The 13,693-nt window shown below is 72.6% G+C and carries 15 protein-coding genes; 5 read left to right on the top strand and 10 right to left on the bottom strand.

Annotated elements, in window-relative coordinates:
* Nucleotides 1-788: 788 nt before the first annotated feature.
* Complete coding sequence (locus tag ACSNN8_RS19730; protein ID WP_436650680.1) at nucleotides 789-1,685, bottom strand: glycosyltransferase family 2 protein; 897 nt, start codon at nucleotides 1,683-1,685, stop codon at nucleotides 789-791.
* Between the two features lie 70 nt (nucleotides 1,686-1,755).
* Between ACSNN8_RS19730 and ACSNN8_RS19725 the strand changes: the two genes are divergently transcribed.
* On the top strand, nucleotides 1,756-2,628 hold the full coding sequence (locus tag ACSNN8_RS19725) for an SDR family oxidoreductase (RefSeq protein WP_436650679.1): 873 nt from the start codon (nucleotides 1,756-1,758) through the stop codon (nucleotides 2,626-2,628).
* Here the strand turns inward: ACSNN8_RS19725 and ACSNN8_RS19720 are convergent.
* A complete protein-coding gene (locus tag ACSNN8_RS19720; protein WP_436650678.1) occupies nucleotides 2,621-3,226 on the bottom strand; it encodes a DNA-directed RNA polymerase II in 606 nt (201 codons plus the stop codon). The genes ACSNN8_RS19725 and ACSNN8_RS19720 overlap by 8 nt on opposite strands.
* Before the next feature lie 104 nt (nucleotides 3,227-3,330).
* On the opposite strand from ACSNN8_RS19720, the gene ACSNN8_RS19715 reads away from it, so the two are divergent.
* Both ACSNN8_RS19715 and ACSNN8_RS19710 read left to right on the top strand, forming a co-directional pair.
* Entirely contained in the window at nucleotides 3,331-4,551 is a 1,221-nt protein-coding gene (locus ACSNN8_RS19715) for a GNAT family N-acetyltransferase (protein ID WP_436650677.1), read from the top strand.
* A 25-nt stretch (nucleotides 4,552-4,576) separates the two neighbouring features.
* Complete coding sequence (locus ACSNN8_RS19710) at nucleotides 4,577-5,107, top strand: hypothetical protein (RefSeq protein ID WP_436650676.1); 531 nt, start codon at nucleotides 4,577-4,579, stop codon at nucleotides 5,105-5,107.
* Nucleotides 5,108-5,287: 180 nt separating this feature from the next.
* Here the strand turns inward: ACSNN8_RS19710 and ACSNN8_RS19705 are convergent, their stop codons facing one another.
* From ACSNN8_RS19705 to ACSNN8_RS19685, 5 genes are read right to left on the bottom strand one after another with little or no spacing between them, the layout of a single operon-like run.
* Nucleotides 5,288-5,764, bottom strand: coding sequence for a ribose-5-phosphate isomerase (locus tag ACSNN8_RS19705; protein WP_436650675.1), 477 nt, complete (start codon nucleotides 5,762-5,764; stop codon nucleotides 5,288-5,290).
* A 28-nt stretch (nucleotides 5,765-5,792) separates the two neighbouring features.
* Nucleotides 5,793-6,701: an alpha/beta hydrolase gene (locus ACSNN8_RS19700; protein WP_436650674.1), complete on the bottom strand. Its 909-nt coding sequence runs from the start codon at nucleotides 6,699-6,701 to the stop codon at nucleotides 5,793-5,795.
* Nucleotides 6,701-7,897 (bottom strand): DUF1015 family protein, encoded by a 1,197-nt coding sequence (locus tag ACSNN8_RS19695; protein ID WP_436650673.1) that lies wholly within the window; start codon nucleotides 7,895-7,897, stop codon nucleotides 6,701-6,703. The genes ACSNN8_RS19700 and ACSNN8_RS19695 overlap by 1 nt, the downstream gene beginning before the upstream one ends.
* 9 nt (nucleotides 7,898-7,906) lie before the next feature.
* Nucleotides 7,907-8,149 (bottom strand): hypothetical protein, encoded by a 243-nt coding sequence (locus ACSNN8_RS19690; protein ID WP_436650672.1) that lies wholly within the window; start codon nucleotides 8,147-8,149, stop codon nucleotides 7,907-7,909.
* A 60-nt stretch (nucleotides 8,150-8,209) separates the two neighbouring features.
* Nucleotides 8,210-8,836: a mycothiol-dependent nitroreductase Rv2466c family protein gene (locus ACSNN8_RS19685; protein ID WP_436650671.1), complete on the bottom strand. Its 627-nt coding sequence runs from the start codon at nucleotides 8,834-8,836 to the stop codon at nucleotides 8,210-8,212.
* Between the two features lie 128 nt (nucleotides 8,837-8,964).
* Here ACSNN8_RS19685 and pepN point away from each other — a divergent pair, with 128 nt between their 5' ends.
* Nucleotides 8,965-11,526, top strand: coding sequence for an aminopeptidase N (gene pepN / locus ACSNN8_RS19680; protein ID WP_436650670.1), 2,562 nt, complete (start codon nucleotides 8,965-8,967; stop codon nucleotides 11,524-11,526).
* On the opposite strand, the gene ACSNN8_RS19675 is transcribed toward pepN, so the two are convergent.
* The 3 genes from ACSNN8_RS19675 to ctaJ all read right to left on the bottom strand — a co-directional run bounded on the left by ACSNN8_RS19675 (nucleotide 11,523) and on the right by ctaJ (nucleotide 12,960).
* Complete coding sequence (locus ACSNN8_RS19675) at nucleotides 11,523-12,089, bottom strand: Uma2 family endonuclease (protein WP_436650669.1); 567 nt, start codon at nucleotides 12,087-12,089, stop codon at nucleotides 11,523-11,525. The two genes, pepN and ACSNN8_RS19675, sit on opposite strands and share 4 nt — an antisense overlap.
* A gap of 126 nt (nucleotides 12,090-12,215) precedes the next feature.
* Complete coding sequence (locus ACSNN8_RS19670; RefSeq protein ID WP_436650764.1) at nucleotides 12,216-12,605, bottom strand: DUF5130 family protein; 390 nt, start codon at nucleotides 12,603-12,605, stop codon at nucleotides 12,216-12,218.
* 64 nt (nucleotides 12,606-12,669) lie between these two features.
* Nucleotides 12,670-12,960 carry an aa3-type cytochrome oxidase subunit CtaJ gene (gene ctaJ / locus ACSNN8_RS19665; protein WP_436650668.1) on the bottom strand — a complete coding sequence of 97 codons (291 nt, stop codon included), beginning with the start codon at nucleotides 12,958-12,960 and terminating at the stop codon, nucleotides 12,670-12,672.
* A gap of 222 nt (nucleotides 12,961-13,182) precedes the next feature.
* On the opposite strand from ctaJ, the gene ACSNN8_RS19660 reads away from it, so the two are divergent.
* A complete protein-coding gene (locus ACSNN8_RS19660) occupies nucleotides 13,183-13,683 on the top strand; it encodes a hypothetical protein (protein WP_436650667.1) in 501 nt (166 codons plus the stop codon).
* Nucleotides 13,684-13,693 lie beyond the last annotated feature (10 nt).

Below are 13,693 nucleotides of genomic sequence, written 5' to 3'. Positions count from 1 at the left end.
TGAACGGCACGCTGAGTCCCGCAAGCCATGCGAGTGCGTCGCAGGTGGCCCCAGCCCCCGATCACGGCTGAAGCGCTCATCTAGGCACCTTCCAAACTGATTACGCGAGTTCGATTCTCGTCGCCCGCTCGTCGGTGGGTCACTGTGTCCGCGGAGTGCGCGGACCTGGCCGCCTCGTATTCCTTCCTGGGGGCCGAGCCCCCAGACCCCACGTTGCGATCGGGTGCGGGCCGTCGTTGGTCGCCGCTGGTGAGACCGGGGGCCGAGCCCCAGACTCGCGTTGCGATCGGTGCGGGCCGTCGTTCGTCGCCCCTGGTGAGACTTGGGGGCCGAGCCCTGGACCCCGCGTTGCGATCGGTTGCGGGCCGTCGTTGGTGGCCCCTGGTGAAATCAGGGGGTACGGCATGGGGATTCAGTGGTGGGACGGCAGCGCTTCTTGTGGTGGTGCACCGCCTTCGGCGGCTGGCGCGCGCGAGGTGAGCGGTGGGTTGCGGCCGTAGCGCGCGACCGGGATGTTCCCGTGGGTCGAGGTTTCGGGGCGCGGCGCCGGGCCGCCACCCGGCGCCGCGCGTCTCGGCCGGCATGGGTGCCCCGGCCGGGAGCTTCTGGAGCGTGAAGCAGCCAGATACCCGCCCGAGAAGTTAGCCCGGGTGTTAGACGGGCGTCTATTAGCTCTCCCTTAATTCCCCACCGTGAGATCAAGTTTCGGTCACGCTCGGCAACCAAGATCGCTCGGGAGACACGCCGAGCTGGGCAGACGGCGTTCCGGGCAGAAGCGGGTGCGCGGGCTAACCGACGTAGCGGCGGGCGCGGGAACGGCGCTGGGCCTCGTCGAGGGGGGCCAGGCGGGCCTCCACGTCGGCGGGGCGGGGGCGGCGCTGCCGGATCAGCCAGGGCAGGCCGCGCGCGGCGTCCAGGACGGCCAGCGCCGAGACGCGGTCGCGGGGCACCGTACGGGCCAGGAACGCGGTGCGGCGCAGCGCGGGGCGGATCGGGCGGCGCATCCAGACGAACCACAGCGTGTTGCGCAACCCGACCCGGCGACGGTGGGTGGCGTCGCGCAGGGCCGACGCGCGGTGGTGGACGACCAGGTCCTCGAGGTAGCACAGCTCCCAGCCTGCGCTGAGCAGGTCGGTGGCCAGCAGCTCCTCCTCGCCGCCCAGCCAGAGCCGCGGGCTGAACCCGCCGGCCTGCTCGAACGCCTCGCGCCGCACGACGGTGGCGCCGGCCAGGAAGCTGCCCAGCGCGGGGCCGGGCAGCCAGTCGGGGCCGGGCACGGGCGAGTCGCGCAGCTCCTCCACGATCGGGTCGTCGACGCCGGCGGGCTCGACCACGATGCGCGCGTTGACCAGGCCCAGCCGCGGATAGGCGTCCAGCGCGTCGGCGGCGGCGGACAGCGAGCCCGGCTCCCACCACGTGTCGTCGTCGCAGAACGCCACGTACGGCGTACGCAGCCGCGCCACCCCGATGTTGCGGCCCACCGCGCCCATGTTCTCGGTGAGCGCGACGACCTCCACCTCGGGGAACTGCTCCCGGACGGCGTCCGCGGTGCCGTCGGTGGACCCGTTGTCCACCAGCACGACGTGCGGCTGTTCCGGCAGCTCCCGCAGCCGCTGCACCGCGGCCAGCGCCTCGTCGCGCCGCTGCCAGGTGATCACGACGACGCCTATCCGCTGATCAATCACGGCGGCGGGAATACCCAATCGGTTCGCGGGCATACCGTGCTGATCCGCACACCGCACGAAGGAGGCACGCGTGGATCCGCAGAGCAAGTACCCCGGCCCGGAGCTCAAGGGTGGGGACCAGGACCCGCCCGGCTCGACCAAGGCGATGCCGGACCGGCCGGACCACGGCGAGGAGAGCTACAAGGGCTCCGGGCGGCTCAGCGGCCGCAAGGCGGTCATCACCGGCGGTGACTCCGGCATCGGGCGTGCGGTGGCGATCGCGTACGCGCGGGAGGGCGCCGACGTCCTGATCTCGTACCTGCCCGAGGAGCAGGAGGACGCCGCCGACACCGCCCAGCTGATCGAGAAGGCGGGGCAGAAGGCCGTGCTCGTCCCCGGCGACATCCGGGACAAGGCGCAGTGCCAGGCGATCATCGACCGGGCCGTCAGCGAGCTCGGCGGCCTCGACATCCTGGTGAACAACGCGGCCTACCAGATGGCGCAGCCGGGCGGGATCACCGACATCACCGACGAGCAGTTCGACCGGGTGATGAAGACCAACCTGTACGCGATGTTCTGGCTGTGCCGGGCGGCCGTCCCCCACCTCAAGCCGGGGGCGACCATCATCAACACCGCGTCGGTGCAGGCGTTCCAGTCGTCGAGCCACCTGCTGGACTACGCGACCACCAAGGGCGGCATCGTCGCCTTCACCAAGGCGCTCGCGCAGGACCTCGCCGAGAAGGGCATCCGGGTCAACGCGGTGGCGCCCGGCCCCATCTGGACCCCGCTGATCCCCGCCACCATGCACGAGGAGAAGGTCAAGACGTTCGGCGAGGACGTGCCGATGGGCCGCGCCGGACAGCCGGCCGAGCTCGCCGCGGCGTACGTCTACTTCGCGAGCGAGGAGTCGAGTTACACCACCGGCGAGGTGCTCGGCATCACCGGCGGCAAGCCGGTCACCTGACCAGGTCGGCGACCCAGTTCCACGCGTCGACGACCCACGGGGTCTGCTGGAGCCAGGCGACGCCGACACCGGCCAGGAAGAGGGCCGTGACCAGGTGCGAACCGCGTGCGGTGCGCCGGACACGGCCCATCTGGCGTTCCAGCACCAGGTGGCCGACGAGGCGGGCCAGGCAGAAGACGCCGAGCGCGACCACGAGCGTGACGACGAGCACGATGGTGGGCGTGCCGAACGGGCCGTCGCCCGAGAGCGCCCAGATGCCCCAGCACACGAAGGCGAACAGCACGGCGGCGCTGGTCCACTCGCCGCCCTGGCGCAGCTCGCTCCACCGCCAGGTCATGGCGTGGTGCGGCTCGGGCGCCCCGGCGCCGGGCCACCCCGTGCCGGTCGGCTCGTGCTCCGCGTACGGCTGACGCTCGGTGCGCGGGCTCACCTGGGCCCGGCCCCGGGTGAAGGGCGCGGCCGGCTCGCTCGGGAACGCGGCCGTCGGCGGCGCCGGGGGCTGCGGCGGCCCCTGCGTCGGCGTGGTGGGCGCGTCGGCCCACGGGTCCTGCGGCGGCATGTCGAGCGTCCGCTCCGACCACTGCGGTTGCTCAGGCATTCGCTTCCCCCTCCGGCCGGCGGCGGGTCCCACCGGCTCCCATCGAGAGTAGCGACCCGGCAAATCGTTCGCCCTCGGAGACGCGTTCGGTTACACAGGTGCCCATGGACGAATCCGTGCGCCTGCGCACCGCCACCGAGGACGACCGGCGCCCGCTCGCCGACCTGCTGCTGTACGCCTTTCACGAGCGCACGACCGACGAGACGCGCGAGCTCGAAGAAATGATCATGGAGCCCGGGCGGACGCTGGTGGCCGAGGACGGCGACACGATCGTCGGCACGGTGGCCATCCAGACCCGGGAGATGACCGTGCCCGGCGCCGTGCTGCCCACCGCCCACGTGACCGGCGTCAGCGTGCTGCCCACCCACCGCCGCCGCGGCATCCTGACCGCGATGATGCGGCGCCAGCTCGCCGACGTCGCCGAGGCCGGTCGTGAGCCGATCGCGGCGCTCTATGCCAGCGAGACCGCGATCTATCCGCGGTACGGGTACGGGCCGGCGTCCGAGCGGGTCCGCTTCGACGTCCACAGCCGCGAGGTCAAGGTCGCCGGGCCGCCGGCGCCCGCGGGCAGGCTGCGCCTGGTCCGGCCCCAGCAGGCGAAGGCCGAGCTGGCCGCGGTGTACGAGCGGCTGCGGGTCCACCGGGTGGGCTGGTCGAGCCGTCCCGACCACTGGTGGGACTTCCTGCTCAAGGACAGCGAGTCGCAGCGTGACGGCGCGACGGAGCTGCGCGGCGTGCTCTACGAGACCGCGGACGGGCCGGCCGGGTACGCCACCTGGCGGGTCAAGGACGACTGGAACAGGCACGGCCCGGCCGCCGACGTGCGGGTCCGCGAGGTCGTGGCGGGCGACCCCGGCGTGTACGCGGAGCTGTGGCGCTTCCTGCTGAGCATCGACCTCACGAGGTCGGCGTCGTTCCACTTCGGCGCCGTCGACGAGCCGTTGCAGTACGTGGTCGACGAGCCCCGCAAGCTGGGCCGCAGCCTGACCGACGGGCTGTTCGTGCGGATCGTGGACCTGCCGGCCGCGCTCGAGGCGCGGCGCTACGCGACCCCGGTCGACGCGGTGCTGGAGGTGAGCGACCCGATCCTCGAGGCGAACACCGGGCGGTGGCGGCTCACCGGCGGCCCGGACAAGGCCTCCTGCGTACGGACGGACGACGCGCCCGACCTGGCCTGCTCGATCACCGAGCTGGGCGCCGTCTACCTCGGCGGCACGACGACGGCGGCGCTGGTCGCCTCCGGCCGGGTGCGGCAGCTCACCGACAACCTGCCCACGGCCGCCTTCCAGTGGCACCGGCAGCCCAGCTCGATCGACATGTTCTGACCGTGCGCGAGGTAGCGTCGGCGGCATGGGTGAGCCCGAACGCCGACGCCGCCGCCTGCGTCCCTCCGCCGGCTCCGCCGCGCCGGCCCCGCCGCCGCCCGCCGACCAGGCCGCCGGGGCGCCCGCGGATCCCCCGGTGACCGCCCGGCCGGCCGATCGTCGTGCCGTGCCGGACGCCGCTGCGGCCGGGGCCGCCGAGGGTGGTTCGGCCGTGACCGGGGCGATCGCCGACCCGGGGAGCGAGGTGGCGCCGCCCGTCCCGGCCGCGCCGATCTCGCCCGCGCCCGCGCCGATCTCGCCTGCGCCGACCGAGCGGGTGGTGCGTCCGCCGCGCAACGGCGGCCGGCGGCCCGCGCCGGGCGCGGACGACCGCGAGGCGGAGCGCGGCCTGCGCGGGCTGGTCGGCTCGGGGTCTTCGCAGGTCAGCGTGGGCGCGGCGCTGCGTGCCCGGGACGCCGCCCGGCCGACCGACGAGGATCTGGCAGACGCCGACCGCAACTTGACGATCGTGCGCCGCAACTGGGTGCCCCGCGAGGACCTGCCCCGCAACCGGTGACCGCCCGCGCGGGGTGAGAGCCCGCGCGGATGACGGGCCGCCCGGGATGACCGGCCTCCAGGATGACGGGCCGCGCGGATGACGGGCCGCGCGGATGACGGGCCGCGCGGATGACGGGCCGCGCGGATGACGGGCCGCGCGGGCAACAGGCCCGGCTGCCGTGCGGCCGCGGGCCCGGCCTCAGCTTGCGGGGAGCTCGGGCAGGTCGGGGCGGCCGGCCTCGTACTCGGCGAGCTGGGCGATGCGGCGGGCGTGGCGCGGGTTGCCCGAGAACGGCGTGGCCAGGAACGTCTCCACGAACGACGTGGCCTCGTCGAGGGTGTGCTCGCGGGCGCCGATGCTGAGCACGTTGGCGTCGTTGTGCTGCCGGGCCAGCTGGGCGATCTCGGTGCGCCAGACGAGCGCCGCCCGGACGCCATCGATCTTGTTGGCGGCGATCTGCTCGCCGTTGCCCGAGCCGCCGATCACGATGCCCAGCGAGCCGGGGTCGGCGACCACCTTGGCGCCGGTGTGCAGGCAGAACGCCGGGTAGTCGTCCTCCGGGTCGTAGACGTGCGGACCCACGTCGACGACGTCGTGCCCCTGCTTGATCAGGTGGTTGACGAGGTGCATCTTCAGCTCGTAACCGGCGTGGTCGGAACCCAGGTAGACGCGCATGGTCTCACTCTCTCAGAAAAGCCGATCGTCAGAAGCACAAGGCGGCGCGGAGGTAGGAGGCGACCTGGTCGGTGGCCACCCGCGCGTCATCGATCACCGCGAGTTTGCGGGCGAACCCATGATTCACCCCCATGTAGCGGGTGTGCACGACGGGCACCCCGGCGGCCAGCAGCGCGTCGGCGTAGTCGGCGCCCTCGTCGCGCAGGACGTCGTACTCGGCCGTGATGACCAGGGTGGGCGGCAGGCCCGCGAGGTCGGCCGCCAGCGGCGCCACGTCGGGCGTGAACCGCGTGGCCGGGTCGGGAGCGTACGTCTCCCACGCCAGCCGCATCGAGGCCCGGTCCAGGCCGTACGAGCCGAGCTCGTCGTACGACTCGGAGGCGGTCATCGGGTCGATCGCGGGATAGATGAGCACCTGCAGGTCGAGCGGCGTGGCGGCGTCGCGCTGGCGGCGTGCGGCCACGGTGGCGAGCTGCCCGCCCGCGCTGTCCCCGCCGATCGCCAGCCGGGACGGGTCGACCCCGAGCTCGGCGCCGTTCTTGCGCACGTACGCCAGCACCGTCTCGACGTCCTCGAGGGCGGCGGGGAACACGTGCTCGGGGGCGAGCCGGTAGCCCACGGAGAGCACCGCGCAGCCGGAGCGGTCGGCGAGGCGCCGGCAGACCCGGTCGACGGTCTCGATGCTGCCGTAGCACCAGCCGCCGCCGTGCAGATAGACGAGGACCGGCGCGTCGACCCGCGCGGCGTAGAGCCGGGCCGGCACTCCCCCGGCGTCGACGTCGGCCACCACCGGCAGCGGCAGCGCAGGCCCGCACTCGGCGTCGACCGCGTCCTCCATCGCCTGCCGGATGTACGCGAGCTGTTCCGCGCGGTCCGCGAACACGGCCGGCGGCGGCCGCCGTAGCCCGGCGGCCGCGGTGACCTGGGGGTTGAGCATCAGGCGAGCTGGGCGAGGACGAGACCGCCCCGCGCCTTGGGCGTGAACCACGTGCTCTTGCGGGGCAGCTTCTGCCGCTCCAGGTTCACCCGGACGAAGTCGTCCACGGTCACCGGCGCGACCAGCACGGCCAGCTCGGAGCGGCGGGCGTCGACCTCGCCGCGCAGCCACTCGGCCGGGTAGTCGCCGCCGACGTAGTTGATGCGCTTGTCGCCCGGGTCGAGCCCCAGCACGTCGCGCAGCAGCACCCGCTCGACCAGCGCGTGGTCGAGGTTGTCGACGTCGGGCAGGTGCGGGTTGACCGGCAGGCCCACGGCGAAGGTGCGGCCCGCGACGTACAGCTCGATGGTGCCCTTGGCGGGGATCTGCGCGGGCCGGGGCACCTCGGTGACTGTCGCCCCGGCGGAGCGCAGCCGCGCCAGCAGCTCGTCGAGCGGCAGCGGAAGCTCGCTCACCAGCCGGTTGTAGGGCTGGATGGCGACCGAGGCCGGCGTGGTGACGACGGCCAGGAAGCGGTTCAGGCCGGCGGTCTGCGCGGCCAGGCTGCGGTGGTTGCCGTCCGCGACGACGAGCTCCCCGCCGCCCGCGAGCGCGGTCAGCTCGTCCTGCTGCGGGCCGGGGCCGAGCACCCAGATGGCGTGGGTGCGGCCGGTCTGGTCGACGTCGGTGGCGACCGGGGCGCCGGCCGCCTCGACGGCCGCGGCCAGGGCCGTGTGCAGCTCCTCGCCCCGGCCGGTCTGCAGCAGCAGCACCGGCGACAGCAGCGTGCCGACCGCCTCGGCCAGGGCCACGCGCTCGCGGACCTTCTCGAGGAACACGTCCTCGTTGCGGATGACCAGACCGGGCTCGTCGGCGCGGGTGGAGATCTGATCGGTGTCGACCATGCTCCACAGCCCGTACGCCGCCGGCTCGCCCGGCGCGGAGATCTGGTAGAGCACGACGACCTCGTCGGCCGGCGTGTAGAGGCCCTCGGCGCGCTCCAGCGCGAGCCGGGCGACCGCGTCGGGCAGCGCGTCGAGGAACGACTTGCCCAGCGACTCGGGTGCCAGGTGGGGCATCTCGACAGCGAGAGAACTATGCGGATTGTCGGCGATGATGGACGTGATTTCGGCGTCGTCGGCGAATTCGTCGTAGTTCTGGGCGCCGGTGCCACCAGTGGTGACCCAGGCGCGGCTGATCGGGTGCACGACCGTCATGACACGAAACTACCGGGCCGCCCGCGCGTGCCTGCCGACGGGCATGTTGCCGCGGGACCGGGCGATCTGTCCCCGGCGCCAGCTGCCCACCGGACGTTCGAAGGGCACGGCCGAGACCGTGATGGGCGGGGCCACCATGGCGGCCAGGTCGGGCGGGAGATTCGTCCAGTCGCCGCGGTGCACCGCGATCGCCGACTGGGCGACGGCGTCGGAGTCCGCCATTGCCGCCTCCGCGTTGGATGAGGTCTGCATCACCCCATCCAACGACGCGGCGAAGGTGTGGGTAGCGCTTTTCGCTGGTTTCTCAACCCTTCAGTCGAAGATGGGACCCACATCACGTGTGCGCTTGATCTCGTAGAAGCCGGGAGTGCCGGCGACCAGCAGCACGCCGTCCCAGAGCCGGCCGGCGGCCTCGCCCTTGGGCGCCGGGGTGACGACCGGGCCGAAGAAGGCGACCTTCTCGCCCCCGTCCGGGCCCGGGGCGTGGATCACCGGGGTGCCGACGTCCATGCCGACGGGCTTCATCCCGGCGTCGTGGCTGGCGCGCAGCGCGTCGTCCCAGGCGTCGCTGCCCGCGGCGTCGGCCAGCGCCGGGTCGAGCCCGACCTCGGTCAGCGCCTCGCGGTAGAGCGTCTCGCCGAGCTCGTACTTCTTGAGGTGGATGCGGGTGCCGAACGCGGTGTAGAGGTCCCGGAGCACCTGCGGGCCGGCGGCCTCGGCGGCCGCGATGCAGACGCGTACCGGGCCCCAGCCGTTGTCCAGCATGGTCCGGTAGTCCTCGGGCAGGTCACGGCCCTCGTTCAGCACGGACAGGCTCATCACGTTGAACCGCACGTCGAGCGGACGGACTTTCTCCACCTCGAGCAGCCAGCGCGAGGTCATCCAGGCCCAGGGGCAGAGCGGGTCGAACCACATGTCGACGGTGTCGCGTTCAGTCATGAATCAGATAGTGCTCCTCGCAACTAATCCGTGTCCGCCGAGGGGTACCTGCGGAGCGGGTGGGGTGGGACACCGGAGCGCCGCCTAGGCTGGCTACGGAAAGCTTGTGCGCTCAGAGGAGAGTGACTGTGGCCGGAGTTCGTAATTTGACCCAGGTGGAGGCTGCCGAGCGGGCACGCCTGCTGGAGGTCACGGGGTACGACATCACCCTCGATCTGACCGACGGCCACGGCAATCCCGGCGACGGCACCTTCCGCTCCACCACGGTCGTGACCTTCACCTGCACCGAGCCGGGCGCGGAGACGTTCATCGAGACCGCGGCCGCCTCGGTGCGGTCCGCGACGCTGAACGGCACGCCGGTCGACCTGGCCGGGTTCACCGCGGAGCGGGGGCTGACGCTCACCGGGCTGGCCGCCGAGAACGAGCTGGTGGTCGACGCCGACTTCGCCTACTCGGCGAGCGGGCAGGGCCTGCAGCGCAGCGTCGACCCGGTCGACAAGGAGATCTACCTCTACAGCCAGTTCGAGACCGCCGACGCCCAGCGGGTGTACGCGTGCTTCGACCAGCCCGACCTCAAGAGCGTCTACACGTGGCACGCCACCGTGCCGGCGCACTGGAAGGTCGTCTCGAACATGCCGGTCGAGCGCGAGGAGGCGGCCGGCGCCGGCGCCAAGACCGTGCACTTCACCAAGTCCGAGCGGATGAGCACGTACATCACCGCGCTGTGCGCCGGGCCCTACCACGAGGTGCGCGACTCGCACGACGGCATCGACCTGGGCGTCTTCTGCCGCGCGTCGATGGCGCAGTACCTCGACCCCGACGACCTGTTCCTGGTCACCAAGCAGGGCTTCGACTTCTTCCACGAGCAGTTCGGCGTGCGCTACCCGCTGCCGAAGTACGACCAGCTGTGGGTGCCGGACTTCAACGCCGGCGCGATGGAGAACTTCGGCTGCGTGACGCACGCCGAGGCGCACTACATCTACCGCTCGCAGGTCACCGACTTCGAGTACGAGCAGCGCGCGAACACGATCCTGCACGAGATGGCGCACATGTGGTTCGGCGACCTCGTGACCATGCGCTGGTGGAACGACCTGTGGCTCAACGAGTCGTTCGCCGAGTGGGCCAGCCACTGGTGCAACTCGCACGCCACCCGCTTCACCGACGCCTGGACCACGTTCCTGTCGGTGCGCAAGAGCTGGGGCTATCGCCAGGACCAGCTGTCCTCGACGCACCCGGTCTACACCGAGATGCCCGACCTCGAGGCCGTGGAGGTCAACTTCGACGGCATCACGTACGCCAAGGGCGCCAGCGTCATCAAGCAGCTCGTCGCGTACGTCGGTCTCGACCCGTTCCTGACCGGCCTGCGGGCGTACTTCGCCAAGCACGCGTGGAGCAACGCCACGTTCGACGACCTGCTCACCGAGCTCGAGACCGCGTCCGGCCGCGAGCTGCGCAAGTTCGCCGCCCAGTGGCTCGAGACCGCTCAGGTCAACACGCTGCGCCCGCTGGTCGAGATCGGCGCGGACGGCACCTACGGCAGCGTGGTCGTGAGCCAGGAGGCCCCGGCGGACTACCCGACGCTGCGCACCCACCGCATCGGGGTGGGCCTCTACGACCTCGAGGGCGAGCGGCTGGTGCGCCGCGACCTGCTCGAGATCGACGTCACCGGCGAGCGCACCGAGATCCCCGCGCTGGCCGGCGTGAAGGCGGCCGACGTGCTGCTGCTCAACGACGACGACCTCTCGTACACCAAGCTGCGGCTCGACGAGCGCTCGATGGCCACCGTCGTGCGGCACATCCAGGGGCTCGAGTCCTCGCTGTCGCGCGCGCTGTGCTGGAACGCGGCGTGGGACATGCTGCGCGACGCCGAGCTGGCGACCCGCGACTACGTGACGCTTGTCTGCTCGGGGCTGCCGGCCGAGACCGACATCAACCTCACCACGTGGACGGCGCGGCAGGCGGCCACGGCAGTCGCGCAGTACGCCGACCCGGCCTGGCAGCCCACCGGCTGGGCGCAGCTCGCCGAGCTGGCCCGCACCCAGCTGGCCGCGGCCGAGCCGGGCAGCGGCTGGCAGCTCAGCTGGGCCCGGTCGTTCATCACCGCGGCGCGCACGCCCGAGGAGCAGGCGGTGCTGCGCGGCTGGCTGGAGGGCTCGGGCATCCCCGAGGGTCTGACGGTCGACACCGAGCTGCGCTGGTCGCTGCTGCAGGCGCTCGCGTCGCTGGGCGCGGCCACGGAGGAGCAGATCGAGGCCGAGCTCGCCTCCGACCGTACGGCCAGCGGTGAGCGGGAGGCGGCGGTCGCCCGCGCGCTGATCCCCACGGCCGAGAACAAGGCCCGCGTGTGGGCCGAGCTGACCGGCGAGAAGGACGTGCCGAACTGGCTCAACCGGTCGCTGCTGAGCGGCTTCCAGAGCGCCAAGCAGGTCGAGCTGACCGCGCCGTACGTCGAGAAGTACTTCGACGTCGTCGCCGACGTGTGGGCCCGCTCCGACAGCGAGCCGGCGCAGGAGTTCGCGCAGCTGGGATATCCGCTGTACCAGATCAGCGAGCAGACGGTCGCGCTCACCGACGCCTGGCTGGCCCGCGAGGGCAACCCGGCCTCGCTGCGCCGCCTGGTGGCCGAGGGCCGCGACGGCGTCGTCCGGGCGCTCAAGGCCCGCACGAAGGACCGCGAGGCCGCGAGCTAGATCCAGGCCGCCGGGGCGATCCGGATCGGATAGGGGGCGTCGAGCTTGACCGGCTCGGCGCCCTCGACGCTGTGCAGGGGGCGGTAGCGGGCGGCGCCGAGCTCGTACGCGTGCAGCACCGGGCTGAGGCGGCCGGGCTCGACCCGCCAGAACGACGGGATGCCGGCGTCGGCGTACAGCGAGGGCTTGAGCAGCCGGTCGAACCGGCGGGTGGCCGCGGTCTCGATCTCGACGACCAGCGCCACGTCGGCGGGGTCGCACCAGACCGCGCCGGACGACCGGGGGCGCAGCACGGTGACGTCGGGCACCACGTTGCTGTCGCCGATCTCGACGCCCAGCCGGTCGCAGACCCACCACCCGGGCGGCGCGGCCGAGCGCAGCGTGGTCACCACCGCGCCGACGAGGGCCTCGTGCGACGCGGGCTCGGGCGGCGCGACGTGCAGGCAACCGTCGATGATCTCGTAGCGGTGGCCGTCCTGCGGGAACAGGTGGAGGTCGGGCTCACTCCACCGCCCGTCCGGCGCCGTCCACCGCTGCTGAGTGCTCGCGGCCGGACCCGTCATCGTCAACCCCATCACCTCCGTTGCACGGGGTAACGAGCCTACCTACACAACGTTGTTGCCGCCGTGTTTCGAAACGCAACAGCCCCGGTCCCACCTGGGGCGGGACCGGGGCTGTCCTAGATCTGACTAAGAGCGGCCGGCGTGGCTCGCGAGCTGGTCGAGGCCCGAAACCACGCCGCCGGCCAGGTCGCCGCCCGCGAACGCGGCCGCCATCGACAGGCCGGCCAGCTTCGCGTCGCGGTCGGAGATGCGCTTGCGCGCCTCGACGCCGGTGACGATCTCGAGCTTGCGCTGATTGGGCGAGATCGCGATCAGCACGGCACGCTCGGCGCCGTCGATCTGCCGGTGCAGGCCCTCGGCGAACTCGCGGGCCGGCGTCTCGAACTCGCCGATGTAGACGCTGAAGGTCAGCCCGGTCTCCTGGTCGGCGATGCGCAGCGCGTGGTCGAGGCGCAGCAGCTGCCGGGTGGTGAACGGGCCGTCGGCCGTGGCGTCGCCGTGGCCGGTGGCCGCGATGGTGTCGCCGCCGGGTTCGTCGTGCTCGGTCAGGGGTTGGTCCTGCCCACCCTGACGGGCCAGGTCACCAGCTGTCACTTGCGCCTCCTGTGGAACCGGGCTTCACCCGGGCGCCGCTGCTGTCCTCCAGCACGGGACCGGTCAGCGCCCGCCGGGCATGCGCGCCGTCACCGGCGCCGGTGATCTGCTCCGGCGAGGCCAGGAACCACATCGGCCGGAAGTCGTAGGGCCGGCCGGGCCGGTACCGGCGATCCGGCTGCGACTTGTGGCTGCCCGCGAAGACGAGCGAGCTCACCAGCGCGATCACGACCGCCGGAATGAGCACGTAGACCAGAACGGTGATTGATATCGACAACCTCAACGCCCCCAGGCGCCCGTATTCCCTGTTGACACGAACAAGAGTCACGGTAGCGGAGCGCCTGTCGTCCCGGAGCGTCGGGTCTCGAACTCGGTGGCGGGCAAGGGCAGTTCGACGGTCACGCCGTCGGGATCTCGGCGGAATGGGCCCTGGGATGCGAAAATCACCCACACGCGCCGTTCGTGCCCTGACGCTTGCGAACGGCAGGAGGGGGAATCGATGCGGTTGTCCGTCCCCGGCGCCCTGGCGACGTTCGTCCTGGGCCTAACTGTCCTGTTCGTCCCGGTGGTCGTCGCCGCTCCGGCGCAGGCCCGGGCAGCCATCTTCCTCGAGCTGAGCCCGAGCACGCTCCCGGCGGGTGACGAGGTCGGACTCCGCGCCTCCTGTGACGACAATCTCAAGGCCGCCTCGGTCACGTCGGGCCTGTTCGGCACGGTCACGGTGTCACCGCGGTACGGGTTCCTGACCGCGACCGCCCGGGTGCCGGCCAACACCCGGCCCGGCGACTACCGGATCGACCTGGCCTGCCCCGACGGCGCGCGGGCGTCGGCGACCCTGCACGTGGTCGCCCGGGTGCAGCCGGCGCGCGGACCGGCGACCGGCGGGGGCGGGACCGCGCCGGGCCGCAACGCGCCCGTGCTGATCGGCAGCGGCCTAGCGATCGTCGCGGCCGCCCTCGCGCTGGGCGTGTACTCGTTGCGCCGGCGGCGGTTCGGCTGAGACGCCGATG

Origin of the sequence: Actinoplanes sp. URMC 104 (assembly GCF_051386375.1) — a bacterium.
In the GTDB taxonomy this organism is placed as follows: Bacteria; Actinomycetota; Actinomycetes; order Mycobacteriales; family Micromonosporaceae; genus Actinoplanes.
This window is presented reverse-complemented; position numbering and strand designations above follow the sequence as displayed.

Excerpts from the sequence above, each read along its gene's own strand:
- ACSNN8_RS19685 (WP_436650671.1), bottom strand. The coding sequence starts at position 8,836 with ATGACTGAACGCGACACCGTCGACATGTGGTTCGACCCGCTCTGCCCC.
- ACSNN8_RS19690 (WP_436650672.1), bottom strand. The coding sequence starts at position 8,149 with ATGCAGACCTCATCCAACGCGGAGGCGGCAATGGCGGACTCCGACGCC.
- ACSNN8_RS19700 (WP_436650674.1), bottom strand. The coding sequence starts at position 6,701 with ATGCTCAACCCCCAGGTCACCGCGGCCGCCGGGCTACGGCGGCCGCCG.
- ACSNN8_RS19705 (WP_436650675.1), bottom strand. The coding sequence starts at position 5,764 with ATGCGCGTCTACCTGGGTTCCGACCACGCCGGTTACGAGCTGAAGATG.
- ACSNN8_RS19710 (WP_436650676.1), top strand. The coding sequence starts at position 4,577 with ATGGGTGAGCCCGAACGCCGACGCCGCCGCCTGCGTCCCTCCGCCGGC.
- ACSNN8_RS19720 (WP_436650678.1), bottom strand. The coding sequence starts at position 3,226 with ATGCCTGAGCAACCGCAGTGGTCGGAGCGGACGCTCGACATGCCGCCG.
- ACSNN8_RS19660 (WP_436650667.1), top strand. The coding sequence starts at position 13,183 with ATGCGGTTGTCCGTCCCCGGCGCCCTGGCGACGTTCGTCCTGGGCCTA.
- ACSNN8_RS19695 (WP_436650673.1), bottom strand. The coding sequence starts at position 7,897 with ATGACGGTCGTGCACCCGATCAGCCGCGCCTGGGTCACCACTGGTGGC.
- ACSNN8_RS19715 (WP_436650677.1), top strand. The coding sequence starts at position 3,331 with ATGGACGAATCCGTGCGCCTGCGCACCGCCACCGAGGACGACCGGCGC.
- ACSNN8_RS19675 (WP_436650669.1), bottom strand. The coding sequence starts at position 12,089 with ATGACGGGTCCGGCCGCGAGCACTCAGCAGCGGTGGACGGCGCCGGAC.